The organism is Stenotrophomonas sp. Steno-Z4 (assembly GCF_056393145.1).
Map to the genome: position 1 here is coordinate 1 of NZ_JBWJPC010000003.1, position 15,271 is coordinate 15,271.

Below are 15,271 nucleotides of genomic sequence, written 5' to 3' on the forward strand. Positions count from 1 at the left end.
CAAACCCGCACCCGGCGCGGCCGGGCAGTGGAACCTGCAGAGGTGCAGCTGTTCGCCAAGACCTCAGAACACTACGTATGGCCAACTAAGCCGATGTACGGCAAACGGCCGCAGCCTACACCGCACAGCTCCCTGTTAATCTTGGCGCCTGGACTAACAAGAGTGTTGGCAATGAATCCATTGCGCTGGAATTACCGCGCCCAGTTCCTGCTGGGGTTCCTGGTGTGTGCTGGCCTGCTGGGCTATGCGATCTTCCTGCAGCTGAAGATGGGGCTGGAGCCTTGCCCGCTGTGCATCTTCCAGCGCATCGCGTTCGCCGCGCTGGGATTGTTGTTCCTGATCGGTGCGCTGCATGGCCCGCGGGATCGACCTGGGCGCATCACCTATGGTGTGCTGGCCTTCATTGCCGCCGCCGTGGGCATCGGCATTGCCGGGCGCCATGTGTACGTGCAGCTGCTGCCCCAGGACATGGGCTCGAGCTGTGGGCCGCCGCTGTCGTTCCTGAGCGAGACCATGGGGCCGTTTGAAGTGTTCCGTACCGTGCTTACCGGTACCGGCAACTGCGGCAACATCGACTGGCAGTTCCTGGGGCTGACCATGCCCATGTGGAGCCTGGTGTGGTTCACCGTGCTGGGCCTGTGGGCGCTGGTGGTGTCGTTCCGTCGTCCTGCCCGTCGCTACTGATCTTTCTTCTGCTGGTTTACTGGATATTCCGATGACTGCCTCCGACCGTGCCACCCCTTCCGCTTCGCTGCCGACCGACTGGTCGCCGGAGAGCTGGCGCGGCCGGCCCGCGCTGCAGATGCCGACGTATCCCGATCCGGTGGCGCTGGATGCGTCCTTGCACGAGCTCAAGCGGCTGCCGCCGCTGGTGACCTCCTGGGAGATCCTCTCGCTCAAGCAGCAGCTCGCCGAGGCCCAGGAAGGCAAGCGTTTCCTGCTGCAGGGCGGCGATTGCGCGGAGAACTTCAGCGACTGCGAGTCCACCACCATCTCCAACCGGCTCAAGGTGCTGCTGCAGATGAGCCTGGTGCTCGTCCACGGCATGCGCAAGCCGGTGATCCGGGTCGGCCGGTTTGCCGGGCAATATGCCAAGCCGCGTTCGGCCGACACCGAGACCCGCGATGGCGTGACCCTGCCCAGCTACCGGGGTGATGTGATCAACGCGCCCGAGTTCACCGAAGCCGCGCGCCTGCCCGATCCGCGCAGGATGCTGCAGGCCCACGCGCATTCGGCCATGACCATGAACTTCGTGCGTGCGCTGATCGATGGTGGCTTCGCCGACCTGCACCATCCCGAGTACTGGAACCTGGAGTGGGTGCGGCATTCGCCGCTGGCCACCGACTACCAGAAGATGGTCTCCTCCATCGGCGATGCCGTGCGCTTCATGGAAACCCTGTCCGGCGCCCAGGTGTACAACCTCAACCGGATCGACTTCTATACCTCGCACGAAGCGCTGCTGCTGCCGTATGAGCAGGCGCTCACCCGCCAGGTGCCGCGCCAGCATGGCTGGCTCAACCTGAGCACGCATTACCCGTGGATCGGCATGCGCACCGCCGCCCTCGATGGCGCCCACGTGGAATACCTGCGCGGCGTGCGCAACCCCATTGCCATCAAGGTCGGTCCGTCCGTGCAGCCCGACCAGCTGCTGCGCCTGATCGACGTGCTCAATCCTGAAGACGAACCCGGCCGCCTGAGTTTCATCCATCGCATGGGTGCGGCGCAGATCGCCGAGAAGCTGCCGCCGCTGCTGGAGGCGGTCAAGCGCGATGGTCGCCGCGTGCTGTGGGTGTGCGATGCCATGCATGGCAACACCGAAAGCACCAGCAACGGCTACAAGACCCGTCGCTTCGACAACGTGCGCAGTGAAGTGGAGCTGTCCTTCGACCTGCACGCAGCCGCCGGTACGCGGCTGGGCGGCGTGCACCTGGAGCTGACCGGGGAGGATGTCACCGAGTGCACCGGGGGCGCGCGCGAGCTCACCGAGCGCGACCTGGAGCGTGCCTACCGGTCCTCGGTAGATCCGCGCCTGAACTACGAGCAGTCGCTCGAGATCGCCATGGCCATCGTGCGCAAGCAGGGCGGCTGACCGGGTACGTCTTCGTGCCCTGCGTGGCTGGACCTCGTTCGGGCATCCTGAGGACACGCATGGCGTGTCACTACATGACGGTCATGTCGTCTTTGGCACGCTAGGGCTCCTTTGTGATCAACACGGGAGCGTGCATGCACGTGGATTGGCAGACGGCCGCCGCTTATCTCTGGCCGATCGGGATCGCGCTGGCGATCGGTCTCACCGGATGGTGGGCGCTGATGTTGCTGACCCGCCGCCTCAAGGGGCGCGACTACCGCCGTGCGCGCATCGCGCGCGTGATCAGCCGGCCGCTGGCGTTCGCGCTGCCGATGCTGGTGCTGATTCCCGCACTGGAAGCCACCCCGCTGGACGGGCGCTGGCTGGACCAGTCGCTGCGGCTGCTGCATATCGGGTTGACGGCCTGCTTCATCTGGCTGCTGGTGCGCGCGGTGGCTGCCGGCGAGCAGGCGATCCTGCGTGACCACCCGATGGAAGTGGCCGACAACCTGGCCGCCCGCCGCATCCAGACCCAGACCCGCGTACTCAGCCGCGTGCTGATGGGCGCCATCATCCTGGTCGGCGCCTCGATGGTGCTGCTGACCTTCCCGATGGTGCGCCAGATCGGCACCGCGCTGCTGGCCTCGGCCGGCATCATCGGCCTGGTCGCCGGCATCGCCGCCAAGCCGGTGTTCGGCAACCTGATCGCCGGCCTGCAGATCGCGCTGACCCAGCCGATCCGCCTCGATGACGTGGTGATCGTCGAAGGCGAATGGGGCCGGGTGGAAGAGATCGGCAGCAGCTACGTGGTGGTGCGGATCTGGGACGAGCGGCGCATGGTGGTGCCGTTGACCTGGTTCATCGAGAATCCATTCCAGAACTGGACCCGGCGCAGCGCCGACCTGCTCGGCACCGCATTCCTGTGGCTGGACTATCGGGCGCCGATCGCGGCGATCCGTGCCGAGCTCGAGCGCATCTGCAAGGGCGAAGCGTTGTGGGATGGCCGCGTCTGCGTCACCCAGGTGACGGAAACCACCGATCACACGCTGCAGGTGCGCCTGCTGGTCAGTGCGCGCAATTCCGGCGACGCCTTCGACCTGCGCTGCATCGTGCGCGAACGCATGCTCGACTTCCTCGCCCGTGAACATCCGCAGGCGCTGCCACGCACGCGCGCGGAGATCCTGGACCGCCCCGATCCGGCCACCCGCGGTCCGCGTTCGCAGCCGGCCGACGACGTGCGCTCACCCGGCGCCGAAGACGGCCCCCCGGCGGTGGTCCCGGTCGAAGACCCCACGGTGGGTTGATCCCGATCCCAATGCGCCCGTAAAAATTCGTAGCCCCGGCCGTTGGCCGGACCGCAGCCAACCTATGGCAACAACGCCTGCGTCCCGAACCGCGGCGGACGCCGGGCCCGGGTGCGCTGCTCATAGTCGTACGCCAGCTCGATCAGCTTCGGCTCGCTCCAGGCCGTGCCCATGAACAACAGCCCCAACGGTAGTCCGTTCACATGCGCCATCGGCACGGTCAGGCTCGGGTAGCCGGCCACGGCGGCGGCGCTGTAGCTGCCGCCGGGGAAGTCATCGCCGTGGCCGGTACGGATCGGCCATGCGGTGCCCGTGGTGGGCGCCACCAGGGCGTCCAGGCGCTCGGCCTTGAGCACCGCGTCGATCCCCTCGGGGCCGGCCAGGCGGCGCGCCTGGGTGCGTGCAGCGATGTACTCGGGGCTGCCCAGGCCGCCGGCCTGCGCGGCCGTCTCCATCAGGTCCTGCCCGAACAGCACCAGCTCCTTGTCGGCATGGGTGCGGTTGAAGGCGATGATCGCGTCCAGGTCGCGCACCGGGGCCTGGTGGCGGGTGAGGTAGCGCTGCATGCCGGCTTTGAACTCGTGCAGCAGCACCAGGCGTTCGGCGTCTTCCCACTGCCCCTCGGTAGGCAGCTGCACCGGTACCACCACGGCGCCGGCATCACGCAGCACGCCGATCGCGTGCTGCAGGGCGGGAGCGACCCCGGGCTGCTGGTCCAGCGGGCCATGCAGGACGCCGATCCGGGCGCCGCGCAGGCCGTCCGGATTCAGTCGCGCGGTGTAGTCATACACCGCCCGCCCGGGCATGGTCGCCGTGGCCGGGTCGGCGTCGTCGCGGCCGGCCATCGCCGTCAACAGGGCGGCGGCATCGGCCACGCTGCGGGTGATCGGGCCGGCGGTGTCCTGGCTGAAGGAAATCGGCACGATGCCATCGCGGCTGACCAGCCCGACCGTGGGCTTGAGCCCGACCACGCCGTTCACCGCAGCCGGGCAGACGATGCTGCCGTCGGTCTCGGTACCCACCGCCGCGGCCGCCAGGTTGGCCGCCACCGCCACCGCGCTGCCGCTGCTGGAGCCGCACGGGTTGTGGCTGAGCCGGTAGGGATTCCGGGTCTGGCCGCCACGCGCGCTCCAGCCGGAAATCGACTGGCTGGAACGGAAGTTCGCCCATTCGCTGAGATTGGTCTTGCCCAGGATCAGCGCGCCGGCCGCGCGCAGCCGGGTGACCAGGAACGCATCGTCGGGGCGGAACCCGGCCAGTGCCAGCGAACCGGCGCTGGTGCCCATCGGGCGTGCCCCGATGTTGTCCTTGAGCAGCAGCGGAATGCCGTGCAGGGGGCCGCGAAGCTGCCCGCGGCGGCGTTCGGCATCCAGTGCCGCCGCTTCCTTCAGGGCATCCGGATTGAGCTCCAGCACGGCGTTGAGGCGCGGGCCGGCGCGGTCGAGCCGGGCGATCCGTTCCAGGTAGGCGCGGGTCAGGGTGACGCTGTCCAGCTCGCCAGCGGCCATCGCCGCCTGCAACTGGACGATATCGGTTTCGGCGTAGGCGAACGGCGTATCGCGTGGGGCCGCGGACGCGGCGGCATGGGCCTGGTTGAACAAGGGCACGGGCGAGGGCGAGCAGCCTGCCAGCAGTGCGATGGCCAACGCGAGCGATGTCAGTGGCGCGCGCATCTGTGTATCCCCGGAACCAGCGCTCAGGCTAACCAGCGCTCCGCACGCTTGGCAACTCACGCCGGCGGTTGGGCCGGGCCGTGACGCTTGCGGATGTCGCGGGCGAGGACGCCGACCACGATGAGGTTGATCACCAGCACCGACCACGAGGCCCAGCCCGGGTGGCGGATGATCGCGAAAATGTCGAACGGCAGGTAGATGCCGGCGGTGACGCAGCCCAGCCAGGATGCCCAGGCTTTGGCGCGCCAGAGGCCCCAGGCCTCGAAGAGATGCAGGATGCCGTAGGCAACCATGGCCGCAGCGGCCAGGTGGACGGCATCGGGGCTGATCATGTTGAGCAGCGAGGGCAGGGTGCCGTGATCCGGGTCCAGGCTGAAACGCCGGATCAGGGCATTGACCCCATCACGCAGTGGCTGCGGGCCGAGCACTTCCAGCCCGGTAGCCGCCAACAGCGCCAGGACCGCCTTGCTGGCTTCCAGCAAGGCGATCATGTGAAGTCCCGGATGCTTGTGAGGATCCGGGTTGTAGGCCGCGTCGGTCACAAGGGTCCGATCAGCCGCCGCGCGAGGCCTTCTTGCGGTCGCTTTCGGTCAGGAACTTCTTGCGCAGACGGATTTCCTTGGGCGTGATTTCGACCAGTTCGTCGTCTTCGATGAAGTCCAGGGCCTGCTCCAGCGAGTACTTGATCGCCGGGGTCAGCTGGATCGCGTCGTCCTTGCCCGAAGCGCGCATGTTGGTCAGCGGCTTGGTCTTGATCGCGTTGACGGTCAGGTCGTTGTCCTTGGAGTGGATACCGATCAGCTGGCCTTCGTACACGTTGTCGCCTTCAGCAGCGAACAGCTTGCCGCGTTCCTGCAGCGGCCCCAGCGAGTACGCGGGGGTGGCGCCCGGGGCGTTGGCGATCATCACGCCGTTCTGGCGCTTGGCGATGGCGCCCTGTTCCTTCGGGCCGTAATGGTCGAACACGTGGAACAGCAGGCCCGAACCCTGGGTCAGGGTCTTGAACTCGTTCTGGAAGCCGATCAGGCCACGGGCCGGGATCATGTATTCCAGGCGCACACGGCCCTTGCCGTCCGGCTCCATGTTCTTCAGCTGGCCCTTGCGGGTGCCCAGCTTTTCCATCACGCCGCCCTGGTGCACTTCTTCAACGTCCACCACCAGCTGCTCGATCGGCTCCATGGCCTGGCCGTCGATCTGCTTGATGATCACTTCCGGGCGCGACACGGCCAGCTCGTAGCCTTCGCGACGCATGTTCTCGATCAGCACCGACAGGTGCAGTTCGCCACGGCCGGAGACCAGGAACTTGTCGGCGTCTTCCAGCTGTTCCACCTTCAGGGCCACGTTGTGGACCTGTTCGCGGTCCAGGCGGTCCTTGATCTGGCGGCTGGTCAGGAACTTGCCACCGGACAGGTCCTTGTTGCCGGCAAACGGCGAGTTGTTGACCTGGAAGGTCATGGAGATGGTCGGCTCGTCGACGGTCAGCGCCGGCAGTGCTTCCGGGGTGTCCGGGTGGCACAGGGTGTCGGAGATGGTCAGCTCCGGAATGCCCGAGATGGCGACGATGTCGCCGGCTTCGGCCGTTTCCTGCTCGATGCGCTCCAGGCCCAGGAAGCCCAGCACCTGGGCGACCTTGCCGTTGCGCTTCTTGCCTTCACGGTCGATCACCGCGACCTGCATGTTCTTCTTCAGGGTGCCGCGCTGGATGCGGCCGATGCCGATCACGCCCACGAAGTTGTTGTAGTCCAGCTGGCTGATGCGCATCTGGAACGGACCTTCCGGGTCCACTTCCGGCTTCGGCGCGTGCTGCATGATCGCTTCGTACAGCGGGGTCATGTCGCCATCGCGCACGCTGTCTTCCAGGCCGGCGTAGCCGTTCAGGGCCGAGGCGTAGACGATCGGGAAGTCGAGCTGTTCATTGGTGGCGCCGAGCTTGTCGAACAGGTCGAACACCTGGTCGATCACCCAATCCGGACGCGAGCCCGGGCGGTCGACCTTGTTGACCACCACGATCGGCTTGAAGCCCATCGCGAAGGCCTTCTGGGTGACGAAGCGGGTCTGCGGCATCGGGCCGTCCATGGCGTCGACCAGGATCAGCACGGTGTCCACCATCGACAGCACGCGCTCCACTTCACCGCCGAAGTCGGCGTGTCCGGGAGTGTCGACGATGTTGATGCGGTTCTTGACGCCGGTGCGCTTGTCTTCCCAGGTGATGGCCGTGTTCTTGGCCAGGATCGTGATGCCACGCTCCTTTTCCTGGTCGTTGCTGTCCATCACGCGCTCGGCGAGCACGGTGCGCTCGGAGAGGGTGCCGGACTGCTTCAGCAGCTGGTCCACAAGGGTGGTCTTACCGTGGTCGACGTGGGCGACGATGGCGATGTTGCGAAGATTTTCGATAGACATGCGAAAGGGGGCCAGTCGGCGCCGGATTTGGAAAAAGAAGTCCATCATTATACGGCTTTGCCGGCCAAACGCGAAAACAACCTTTGGCGCATTCAGGTAGCGCCCGCCGTTGGCGGGCACACGGGTACCTGAGGGCCGGCCAACGGCCAGCGCTACCGGGTGGGTTCGACCATGGTCAGGCGGGCTCCGCGCGTCCCTCCGGTGTATCCTTACGGGCTGACGACAACCCCCGAATATCAAGGATCCTCATGTCCCTCATCGCCACTTTCGATACCACCCAGGGCCCGATCAAGGTCGAGCTGTTCGCCGACAAGGCGCCGCTGACCGTCGCCAACTTCGTGAACCTGGTCCAGAAGGGCTTCTATGACGGCCTGATCTTCCACCGGGTGATCCCCGATTTCATGATCCAGGGCGGTTGCCCCAAGGGCCAGGGCACCGGCGGCCCGGGCTACAAGTTCGAAGACGAGAAGAACGGCGTGAAGCACCAGATTGGTTCGCTGTCCATGGCCAATGCCGGCCCGAACACCAACGGCAGCCAGTTCTTCATCACCCACATCAAGACCGACTGGCTGGACGGCAAGCACACCGTGTTCGGCCAGGTGCTGGAGGGCCAGGCCATCGTGGACTCGGTCAAGCAGGGCGACGTGATCCATTCGATCACCCTGGAAGGCGACACCGACGGCGTGCTGGCCGCCCAGGCCGACCGCGTGGCCGAGTGGAACAAGCTGATCCCGGCCAGGTAATTCCCTTTCAACGGCCTCCCTCGCGGGAGGCCGTTGCGCATTTCCGGCCGCCCCGCCAGGTCTCTCCCCGCCCGGTGGCCACTCCCACACAGCTTCTTACCAGAGGAAATCCCCATGAAAGCACCTGTTCGTGTTGCCGTGACCGGCGCCGCCGGCCAGATCGGCTACGCCCTGCTGTTCCGCATCGCCTCCGGCGAAATGCTGGGCAAGGACCAGCCGGTCATCCTGCAGCTGCTCGAGCTGCCGGTCGACAAGGCCCAGGCCGCCCTGCGCGGCGTGATGATGGAACTGGAAGACTGCGCGTTCCCGCTGCTGGCCGGCATGGTCGGCACCGATGACGCCGAAGTGGCATTCAAGGACGCCGACATCGCCCTGCTGGTCGGCGCGCGTCCGCGCGGCCCGGGCATGGAGCGCAAGGACCTGCTGCTGGAAAACGCCAAGATCTTCACCGCGCAGGGCGCGGCGCTGAACAAGGTCGCCAGCCGCAACGTGAAGGTGCTGGTGGTCGGCAACCCGGCCAACACCAATGCCTACATCGCCATGAAGTCGGCGCCGGACCTGAACCCGCGCAACTTCACCGCCATGCTGCGCCTGGATCACAACCGTGCGCTGAGCCAGCTGTCGTCCAAGCTGGGCAAGTCGGTGGGTGGCATCGAAAAGCTGGTCGTGTGGGGCAACCACAGCCCGACCATGTACCCGGACTACCGTTTCGCCACCGCCGACGGTGCCTCCGTCGCCGATGCGATCAACGACCAGGAATGGAATGCCAACACCTTCATTCCGACCGTGGGCAAGCGCGGCGCGGCGATCATCGAAGCCCGTGGCTCGTCCTCGGCTGCCTCGGCCGCCAATGCCGCCATCGACCACGTGCGCGACTGGGTGCTGGGCAGCAACGGCAAGTGGGTGACCATGGGCGTGCCGTCCGACGGCTCCTACGGCATCCCGGAAGGCGTGATCTTCGGCTTCGCGGTGACCACCGAAAACGGTGAGTACACCCTGGTCAAGGACCTGCCGGTCGACGACTTCAGCCAGAAGTACATCGACAAGACCCTGGCCGAGCTGGAAGAAGAGCGCAGCGGCGTGGCCCACCTGCTGGGTTGATCCCTTGGACGGTACGCATTGAAAAACGCCGGGCTTGCCCGGCGTTTTTTTTCCGCTACCCGGCGCGCAACCGCCCTGCATCTTTCGCCGGCGGCGCGCCGAATACCCGGACGTAGTCGCGGCTGAACTGCGAGGGGCTTTCGTAGCCGACGCGGAAGCCGGCGCTGGCCGCGTCCAGTGCATCGCCCACCATCAACCGGCGCGCCTCCTGCAGGCGCAAGCGGGTGCGGAACTCCAGCGGGCTCAGCGTGGTGATCGCCTTGAAGTGCTGGTGGAAACTGGAGCGGCTCATGCCGGCCACCTCGGCGACCTGTTCGATCCGGCACGGCTGGTGGAAGTTCGTCTTGATCCACGCGATGGCGCGGGCGATCTGGTTGAGCCGGCTGTCGGCCTGCGCGATGTGGCGCAGGATCCCGCCACCGGGCCCCTGCAGCAGCCGGTACAGCAGTTCGCGCACGGTCAGGGGCGCCAGCGCGTCGATATCAGACGGTGCGTCCAGCAGCGCCAGCAGGCGAACCGCAGCGTCCAGCAGTTCCGGGCTGGTGCGGTTGAGCGACAGCCCGCTGGCGGGCGCCGGCGCAGGTGCCGGCGCGGCCGGGTGGGCGAGGGCGAGTTCGGACAACGTGGCCATGTCCAGATCCAGCTGCAGGCACAGATAGGGCCGTTCGGGACTGGCCTGGATCACCGAGCCCATCACCGGCAGATCCACCGAGGCGATCAGGTAATGCTGCGGGTCATAGCGGTACGAGGTCGCGCCCAGGTGCGCCTGTTTGACGCCTTGGCCGACCAGGCACACGGTGGGTTCGTAGATCACCGGCATGGGCAGCGTCGGCGATGCGGCGCGGATCAGCGTGACCCCCGGCAGTGCGACGGCATGCATGCCGTCGGACGGCGCGTGGCGGTCCAGCAGGGCAACGAAGGCAGCGAGTCGGTCCATGCCGTTAGATGGTACAGGCCGACCGGCGCGGGGCGCGTGGGGGATGGACGATCGTGCAAGCCTGCCGGACGCACAGGCTATCGCCTCGCGGAGCCGCCGCCGGAAGATTCCCGGCACTTCCCTGGCGCGAGGCCCTGCCGATGACAACCACCGCCCTCAATCACTACCGCCTGCTCGGACGATCCGGCCTGCGCGTGTCGCCGCTCTCGTTGGGCACCATGACCTTCGGTGCCGACTGGGGCTGGGGCGCCGACGACGCCGAGGCCGCGCGCATCTTCGATGCGTATGTCGAGCGTGGCGGCAACTTCATCGACACCGCCGTGAACTACACCAACGGCAGCGCCGAACGCATCCTCGGCAGGCTGATCAAGGCCATGCGCGAACGCATCGTGCTCGCCACCAAGTTCACCATGGCGCGCGAGGCGGGCAATCCCAATGCCGGTGGCAACCACCGCCTCAACCTGGTGCGCTCCGTGGAAACCAGCCTGCGCCAGCTCGATACCGATCGTGTCGACCTGCTGTACCTGCACGCGTGGGACTTCACGACATCGCCGCAGGAGGTGATGCGTGCGCTCGACGATCTGGTCCGCGCGGGCAAGGTGCTTTACCTGGGCATCTGCAACACGCCGGCATGGCGCGTGGCGCAGATGCAGACCCTGGCCGACCTGCGCGGCTGGTCGCCGTTCGTCGCGCTGCAGATCGAGTACAGCCTGCTCGAGCGTACCGTGGAGCACGAGTTGATGCCGATGGCCGAAGCGCTCGGTCTCGGCGTGCTGCCCTGGTCGCCGCTGGGCGGCGGGGTGCTCACCGGCAAGTACAGCCGCGCGGATCTGACCGACGACAATGCCGCCGACGTATCGCCCACGCGCAAGGGCGTGATCGCGTCCACCGGGCACCTAACCGGGCGCGCCCTGGATATCGCCGACGTGGTCGGTGTTATCGCCGGGGAGCTGGGTGCCAGCCGTTCGCAGGTCGCCCTGGCCTGGACGCTGCGGCATCCGGCCGTGGTCTCGCCGGTCATGGGCGCGCGCACCCTGGCGCAGTTCCAGGACAATATCGGTGCGCTGGACATCGTGTTCAGTGATGCGCAGCTGCAACGCTTGGACGCGGCGAGCGCGCCGGCACCGATTTTCCCCGCGCGTTTCATCGCACGGCCGATGGCGCAGCAGCTGATCAGTGGTGGAAGCCGGATCCGGAGCCGGTAGCACCGGGCCCTCCTACGACCAAGGTCGGACGGCCGGTCCATCGCCATCGGACTATGCTCGATCCCATGACCTTGTCTGGGAGGGCTGTCATGCGTTATGAAGAGGTTTACCGTCGGTCGGTGGAGGAACCCGAAGCGTTCTGGGCCGAGGAAGCGCACCGGATCTACTGGCATGTACCGCCGCAGCAGGTCCTGGATTACAGCAACCCGCCATTCCGGCGCTGGTACGTGGGTGGCCAGACCAACCTCTGCTACAACGCGGTGGACCGGCACCTGGCCGAGCGCCCCGACCAGCTGGCGCTGGTGGCCATTTCCACCGAGACCAACGTCACCCGCGAAATCACCTACCGCGAGCTGTACCGCGAAGTGAATGCGTTCGCCGCCGTGCTGCAGCGGCTGGAGGTGCAGCGCGGCGACCGCGTGGTGATCTACATGCCGAACATGGCCGAGGCGGTCTTCGCCATGCTGGCCTGCGCCCGCATCGGCGCCATCCACTCGGTGGTGTTCGGTGGGTTTGCCGCGCACAACCTGGCGCTGCGCATCGACGATGCCGCGCCCAAGCTGCTGATCGCCGCCGATGCCGGCAAGCGCGGCGGCAAGATCATTCCGTACAAGGCGATGGTGGATGCGGCCTGCGCCGAAGCGCAGTCGCCGCCGCCGCACGTGCTGATCGTCTCGCGCGGACTGGACCCGGCCGAACCGAAGGTGCCGGGGCGCGATCTCGACTACGCCACGCTGCGCGAGGAAGTGGGCGACCAGGACGTGCCGGTGGTCTGGTTGGAATCAAGCGAACCCAGCTACCTGCTGTACACCTCCGGCACCACCGGCAAGCCCAAGGGTGTGCAGCGCGACGTGGGCGGCTATGCGGTGGCGATGGCGCAGTCCATGGAAACCGTGTTCGACTGCAAGCCGGGCCAGGTGATGTTCTCCACCTCGGACGTCGGCTGGGCGGTGGGGCACTCCTACAACGTATACGGCCCTCTGATCGGCGGCTGCACCTCTCTGTTGTACGAAGGCCTGCCGACCAATCCCGATCCGGGCATCTGGTGGGCGCTGTGCGAGCAGTACGGCGTGCGCACGTTGTTCTCGTCGCCGACCGCGATCCGTGTGCTGAAGAAGCACGATGCCGACTTCATCCGACGCCACGACCTGGACGCGTTGAAGTATGTATTCCTGGCCGGTGAGCCACTGGACGAGCCGACCGCGCACTGGATCAACGATGCGCTTGGCAAGCCGATCATCGACAACTACTGGCAGACCGAAACCGGCTGGCCGGCGCTGACCCTGCTGCCGGGCGTGGACCTCAAGCCGGTGCGTTTCGGTTCGCCGGGCTTCCCCAACCTCGGTTACCGCATGAAGGTGATCGATGAGAACACCGGCGCCGAAGTGCAGCCCGGGCAGAAGGGCGTGCTGGTGATGGTGCCGCCGCTGCCGCCGGGCTGCATGAGCACGGTCTGGAACGACGACGACCGTTTCATCCAGAGCTATTTCAGCCACTTCAAGGAACTGCTGTACAGCTCGCTGGACTGGGCGATCCGCGACGAAGACGGCTACACCTTCATCCTTGGGCGCACCGACGATGTGATCAACGTGGCCGGGCACCGGCTGGGCACGCGGGAGATCGAGGAATGCATCTCCGGTCACCCGCTGGTGGCCGAAGCGGCGGTGATCGGGGTCAAGGACGAACTCAAGGGCCAGGTGCCGCTGGTGTTCGTCACCCTCAAGCAGGCGGTCGACGGAGATGGCAGCGCGGTGGTGGCCGAGATGATGAAGCGCGTGACCGAAACCTTGGGCGCGGTCGCGCGCCCGGCGCACATCCACCTGGTCAACGCCCTGCCCAAGACCCGCTCGGGCAAGCTGCTGCGCCGTTCACTGCAGGCCCTGGCCGAACACCGCGACCCGGGCGACCTGTCCACCCTGGACGACCCCGGTGCGCTGGAGGAGATCCGCCGGGCGCTGGGGCGGTAACTCCCTCCGACGTCCAGCGACCGTGTCCCGTGCTGCGGTGCATTATCCGCCGCGCGGGACCTCGGTTAAGCTGCGGGGGTGATCGTTGTGGGTCCGATGCGCGACACGCCGGGGATGGCGTGCGCGGCCCGGGCTGCTGTCTGGACGACCGCAAGGGGGCGTACGGGTTCCGGTGACCGCCGGGGAGCGTGCGTGCAGGGGGACCAGGTAACAGGGGGAACACATGGCGTACATCCATGCCAAGACGGCCGCTGGCCGTCAGGAAATCGAAGACCGCGCGCGCCGGCTGGTGCCGGGGTTGCGCTCCATTCTGCTGATGGTTGATGGTCAGCGCGATGACAATGAATTGACCGCGATGTTGCCCGGGCTGCGCGCGCCGGATGACGCGCTGGCCCAGCTGGCGGAGATGGGCCTGATCGAAGTGGTCGGTGGTGCGCTGGCGCCAGCCGCGCCACGGGCGCTGACCTCCGGTCGCGAACAGGACCCGGTGCTGTACAAGCAGCTGTATGACTGGATGAGCGAATCGGTCCGCAGACACCTGGGCCTGAAGGGCTACTTCATGCAGCTCAAGATCGAGCGCTGTACCGATGCGGCCAGCCTGGAAAAACTGTGGCCGGAGATGGCCGCCGCCGTGTCCAAGGCGAAGAGTCCCGCGTTGGCCAACCGCTGGCTGGAGGAAACCCGCGCGCTGCTGCACAGCGATGCGCAACCCGCCTGACGACGGCGGCGCGGCGCAGCGTTGATGGCGTACATTGGCGTCTTTCCGGGGCGCCAGGAGCAGCGCGTGGACGAACAACACATCGACAACAGCCTCGACACCGGCAACGACGACGGTACCCCGGGCTGGGACGCCATCAACGCGGCCCTGGCCGCGCTGTACCCCGGGCAGGAGCCGCGCCATTACGGCACCGCGCTGCCGTACACGCTGGGTGGGCGCGACCCGCTCGATGGCATCAGCGTGTACCGCGCCGAGCTGCCGCGCCCGCACTGGCATTACGTCACCTACGGTTTCTCCGAGCTGTACGACAAGCAGAGCGATGACGCTGACAGCAGCGGCTTCGGCTTCGAGCTCACCTTCCGCCTGGCCATCGACAGCGGCGATGACACCCCGCCGGCATGGCCGATGAACCTGCTGCAGAACCTGGCGCGCTACGTGTTCGGCAGCGGCAATGTGTTCGAGGCCGGGCACCACATGAATGCCAACGGTCCGATCGCGCTGGATACCGACACCTGCCTGCGCCACCTGGCCTTCATGCCCGATCCGCAGCTGCCGGCGCGGGCCACGCCCAATGGTGAACTGGCGTTCCTGCAGGTGATCGGGCTGAGCGACGACGAGATGGCGGCGATCAAGCGCTGGTCGACCGACGGGGTGCTGCAGGCATTGGCGCCGCGCATGCCGCTGTGGATTACCGACCTGCACCGTGCCAGCCTGCTGGATGACCCGGCGCTGGTAAGGCAACTGCAGGAAGGCAGCGAACGCGAAGGGTCCAGTACCGCGGTCCTGTTCGTGGAGACCCTGGCGTGGCGCGAAGAAGGCAACCAGGTCGTGCTGGTGCTGGGTGCGGGGCAGGTGCCCAATGTGCTTGAACTGCTGCCGCTGCGCCTGCGCCATGGCAATCCGTTGACCATCGTCAGCCGCGAACACGAGTGGCTATTCGCCCCCGGTGACCGCGATGCTGTCGCCAAGGACGGGGAGGGCATGCGCTGCACGCTGACTGCGCAGGGACTGGATGCGCTGGAGCAGCGCGTGCAGGCCGGGCGCGGGCGCTATCCCGTACCGGGCACGCCGCTGGTGGTGGAAGTGGTGCCGACCGCACTGCGCGATGCGCAGGGCAACGTGGTGCGCGAGATCGGCTGATCGCGCGCACCACAT

Annotated in this window: 13 protein-coding genes; 9 read left to right on the top strand and 4 right to left on the bottom strand. The window is 67.0% G+C overall.

The window, feature by feature from the left end:
- Window positions 1-171 precede the first annotated feature (171 nt).
- The 3 genes from AC06E7_RS08695 (at window position 172) to AC06E7_RS08705 (ending at window position 3,372) form a co-directional block, all read left to right on the top strand.
- Entirely contained in the window at window positions 172-684 is a 513-nt protein-coding gene (locus AC06E7_RS08695; protein WP_068849485.1) for a disulfide bond formation protein B, read from the top strand.
- A gap of 31 nt (window positions 685-715) precedes the next feature.
- Window positions 716-2,089, top strand: coding sequence for a class II 3-deoxy-7-phosphoheptulonate synthase (locus AC06E7_RS08700; protein ID WP_249833797.1), 1,374 nt, complete (start codon window positions 716-718; stop codon window positions 2,087-2,089).
- Between the two features lie 134 nt (window positions 2,090-2,223).
- Window positions 2,224-3,372 carry a mechanosensitive ion channel family protein gene (locus AC06E7_RS08705; protein WP_478064198.1) on the top strand — a complete coding sequence of 383 codons (1,149 nt, stop codon included), beginning with the start codon at window positions 2,224-2,226 and terminating at the stop codon, window positions 3,370-3,372.
- A 62-nt stretch (window positions 3,373-3,434) separates the two neighbouring features.
- Here the strand turns inward: AC06E7_RS08705 and AC06E7_RS08710 are convergent, their stop codons facing one another.
- The 3 genes from AC06E7_RS08710 to typA form a co-directional block, all read right to left on the bottom strand.
- Window positions 3,435-5,045 (bottom strand): amidase, encoded by a 1,611-nt coding sequence (locus AC06E7_RS08710; protein ID WP_478064200.1) that lies wholly within the window; start codon window positions 5,043-5,045, stop codon window positions 3,435-3,437.
- A gap of 56 nt (window positions 5,046-5,101) precedes the next feature.
- Window positions 5,102-5,536 carry a DUF2127 domain-containing protein gene (locus tag AC06E7_RS08715; protein WP_221414303.1) on the bottom strand — a complete coding sequence of 145 codons (435 nt, stop codon included), beginning with the start codon at window positions 5,534-5,536 and terminating at the stop codon, window positions 5,102-5,104.
- Window positions 5,537-5,597: 61 nt separating this feature from the next.
- Complete coding sequence (typA, locus tag AC06E7_RS08720) at window positions 5,598-7,445, bottom strand: translational GTPase TypA (protein WP_184124918.1); 1,848 nt, start codon at window positions 7,443-7,445, stop codon at window positions 5,598-5,600.
- A 248-nt stretch (window positions 7,446-7,693) separates the two neighbouring features.
- Here typA and AC06E7_RS08725 point away from each other — a divergent pair, with 248 nt between their 5' ends.
- Window positions 7,694-8,188 carry a peptidylprolyl isomerase gene (locus AC06E7_RS08725; RefSeq protein WP_478064202.1) on the top strand — a complete coding sequence of 165 codons (495 nt, stop codon included), beginning with the start codon at window positions 7,694-7,696 and terminating at the stop codon, window positions 8,186-8,188.
- Between the two features lie 114 nt (window positions 8,189-8,302).
- Entirely contained in the window at window positions 8,303-9,289 is a 987-nt protein-coding gene (locus AC06E7_RS08730) for a malate dehydrogenase (protein ID WP_478064204.1), read from the top strand.
- Window positions 9,290-9,344: 55 nt separating this feature from the next.
- On the opposite strand, the gene AC06E7_RS08735 is transcribed toward AC06E7_RS08730, so the two are convergent.
- The gene (locus tag AC06E7_RS08735; protein WP_210131964.1) at window positions 9,345-10,226 is read right to left on the bottom strand and encodes an AraC family transcriptional regulator; all 882 of its coding nucleotides are present in this window, start codon (window positions 10,224-10,226) and stop codon (window positions 9,345-9,347) included.
- A 140-nt stretch (window positions 10,227-10,366) separates the two neighbouring features.
- Between AC06E7_RS08735 and AC06E7_RS08740 the strand changes: the two genes are divergently transcribed.
- The 4 genes from AC06E7_RS08740 to AC06E7_RS08755 all read left to right on the top strand — a co-directional run bounded on the left by AC06E7_RS08740 (window position 10,367) and on the right by AC06E7_RS08755 (window position 15,256).
- Window positions 10,367-11,431 carry an aldo/keto reductase gene (locus AC06E7_RS08740; RefSeq protein ID WP_068849501.1) on the top strand — a complete coding sequence of 355 codons (1,065 nt, stop codon included), beginning with the start codon at window positions 10,367-10,369 and terminating at the stop codon, window positions 11,429-11,431.
- Window positions 11,432-11,520: 89 nt separating this feature from the next.
- The gene (prpE, locus tag AC06E7_RS08745) at window positions 11,521-13,398 is read left to right on the top strand and encodes a propionate--CoA ligase (protein WP_478064207.1); all 1,878 of its coding nucleotides are present in this window, start codon (window positions 11,521-11,523) and stop codon (window positions 13,396-13,398) included.
- Window positions 13,399-13,621: 223 nt separating this feature from the next.
- Window positions 13,622-14,116: a hypothetical protein gene (locus tag AC06E7_RS08750; RefSeq protein WP_068849505.1), complete on the top strand. Its 495-nt coding sequence runs from the start codon at window positions 13,622-13,624 to the stop codon at window positions 14,114-14,116.
- A gap of 66 nt (window positions 14,117-14,182) precedes the next feature.
- The gene (locus AC06E7_RS08755; RefSeq protein ID WP_478064208.1) at window positions 14,183-15,256 is read left to right on the top strand and encodes a suppressor of fused domain protein; all 1,074 of its coding nucleotides are present in this window, start codon (window positions 14,183-14,185) and stop codon (window positions 15,254-15,256) included.
- Window positions 15,257-15,271 lie beyond the last annotated feature (15 nt).

Excerpts from the sequence above, each read along its gene's own strand:
- AC06E7_RS08695 (WP_068849485.1), top strand. The coding sequence starts at position 172 with ATGAATCCATTGCGCTGGAATTACCGCGCCCAGTTCCTGCTGGGGTTC.
- AC06E7_RS08700 (WP_249833797.1), top strand. The coding sequence starts at position 716 with ATGACTGCCTCCGACCGTGCCACCCCTTCCGCTTCGCTGCCGACCGAC.
- AC06E7_RS08705 (WP_478064198.1), top strand. The coding sequence starts at position 2,224 with ATGCACGTGGATTGGCAGACGGCCGCCGCTTATCTCTGGCCGATCGGG.
- AC06E7_RS08710 (WP_478064200.1), bottom strand. The coding sequence starts at position 5,045 with ATGCGCGCGCCACTGACATCGCTCGCGTTGGCCATCGCACTGCTGGCA.
- AC06E7_RS08715 (WP_221414303.1), bottom strand. The coding sequence starts at position 5,536 with ATGATCGCCTTGCTGGAAGCCAGCAAGGCGGTCCTGGCGCTGTTGGCG.
- typA (WP_184124918.1), bottom strand. The coding sequence starts at position 7,445 with ATGTCTATCGAAAATCTTCGCAACATCGCCATCGTCGCCCACGTCGAC.
- AC06E7_RS08725 (WP_478064202.1), top strand. The coding sequence starts at position 7,694 with ATGTCCCTCATCGCCACTTTCGATACCACCCAGGGCCCGATCAAGGTC.
- AC06E7_RS08730 (WP_478064204.1), top strand. The coding sequence starts at position 8,303 with ATGAAAGCACCTGTTCGTGTTGCCGTGACCGGCGCCGCCGGCCAGATC.
- AC06E7_RS08735 (WP_210131964.1), bottom strand. The coding sequence starts at position 10,226 with ATGGACCGACTCGCTGCCTTCGTTGCCCTGCTGGACCGCCACGCGCCG.
- AC06E7_RS08740 (WP_068849501.1), top strand. The coding sequence starts at position 10,367 with ATGACAACCACCGCCCTCAATCACTACCGCCTGCTCGGACGATCCGGC.
- prpE (WP_478064207.1), top strand. The coding sequence starts at position 11,521 with ATGCGTTATGAAGAGGTTTACCGTCGGTCGGTGGAGGAACCCGAAGCG.
- AC06E7_RS08750 (WP_068849505.1), top strand. The coding sequence starts at position 13,622 with ATGGCGTACATCCATGCCAAGACGGCCGCTGGCCGTCAGGAAATCGAA.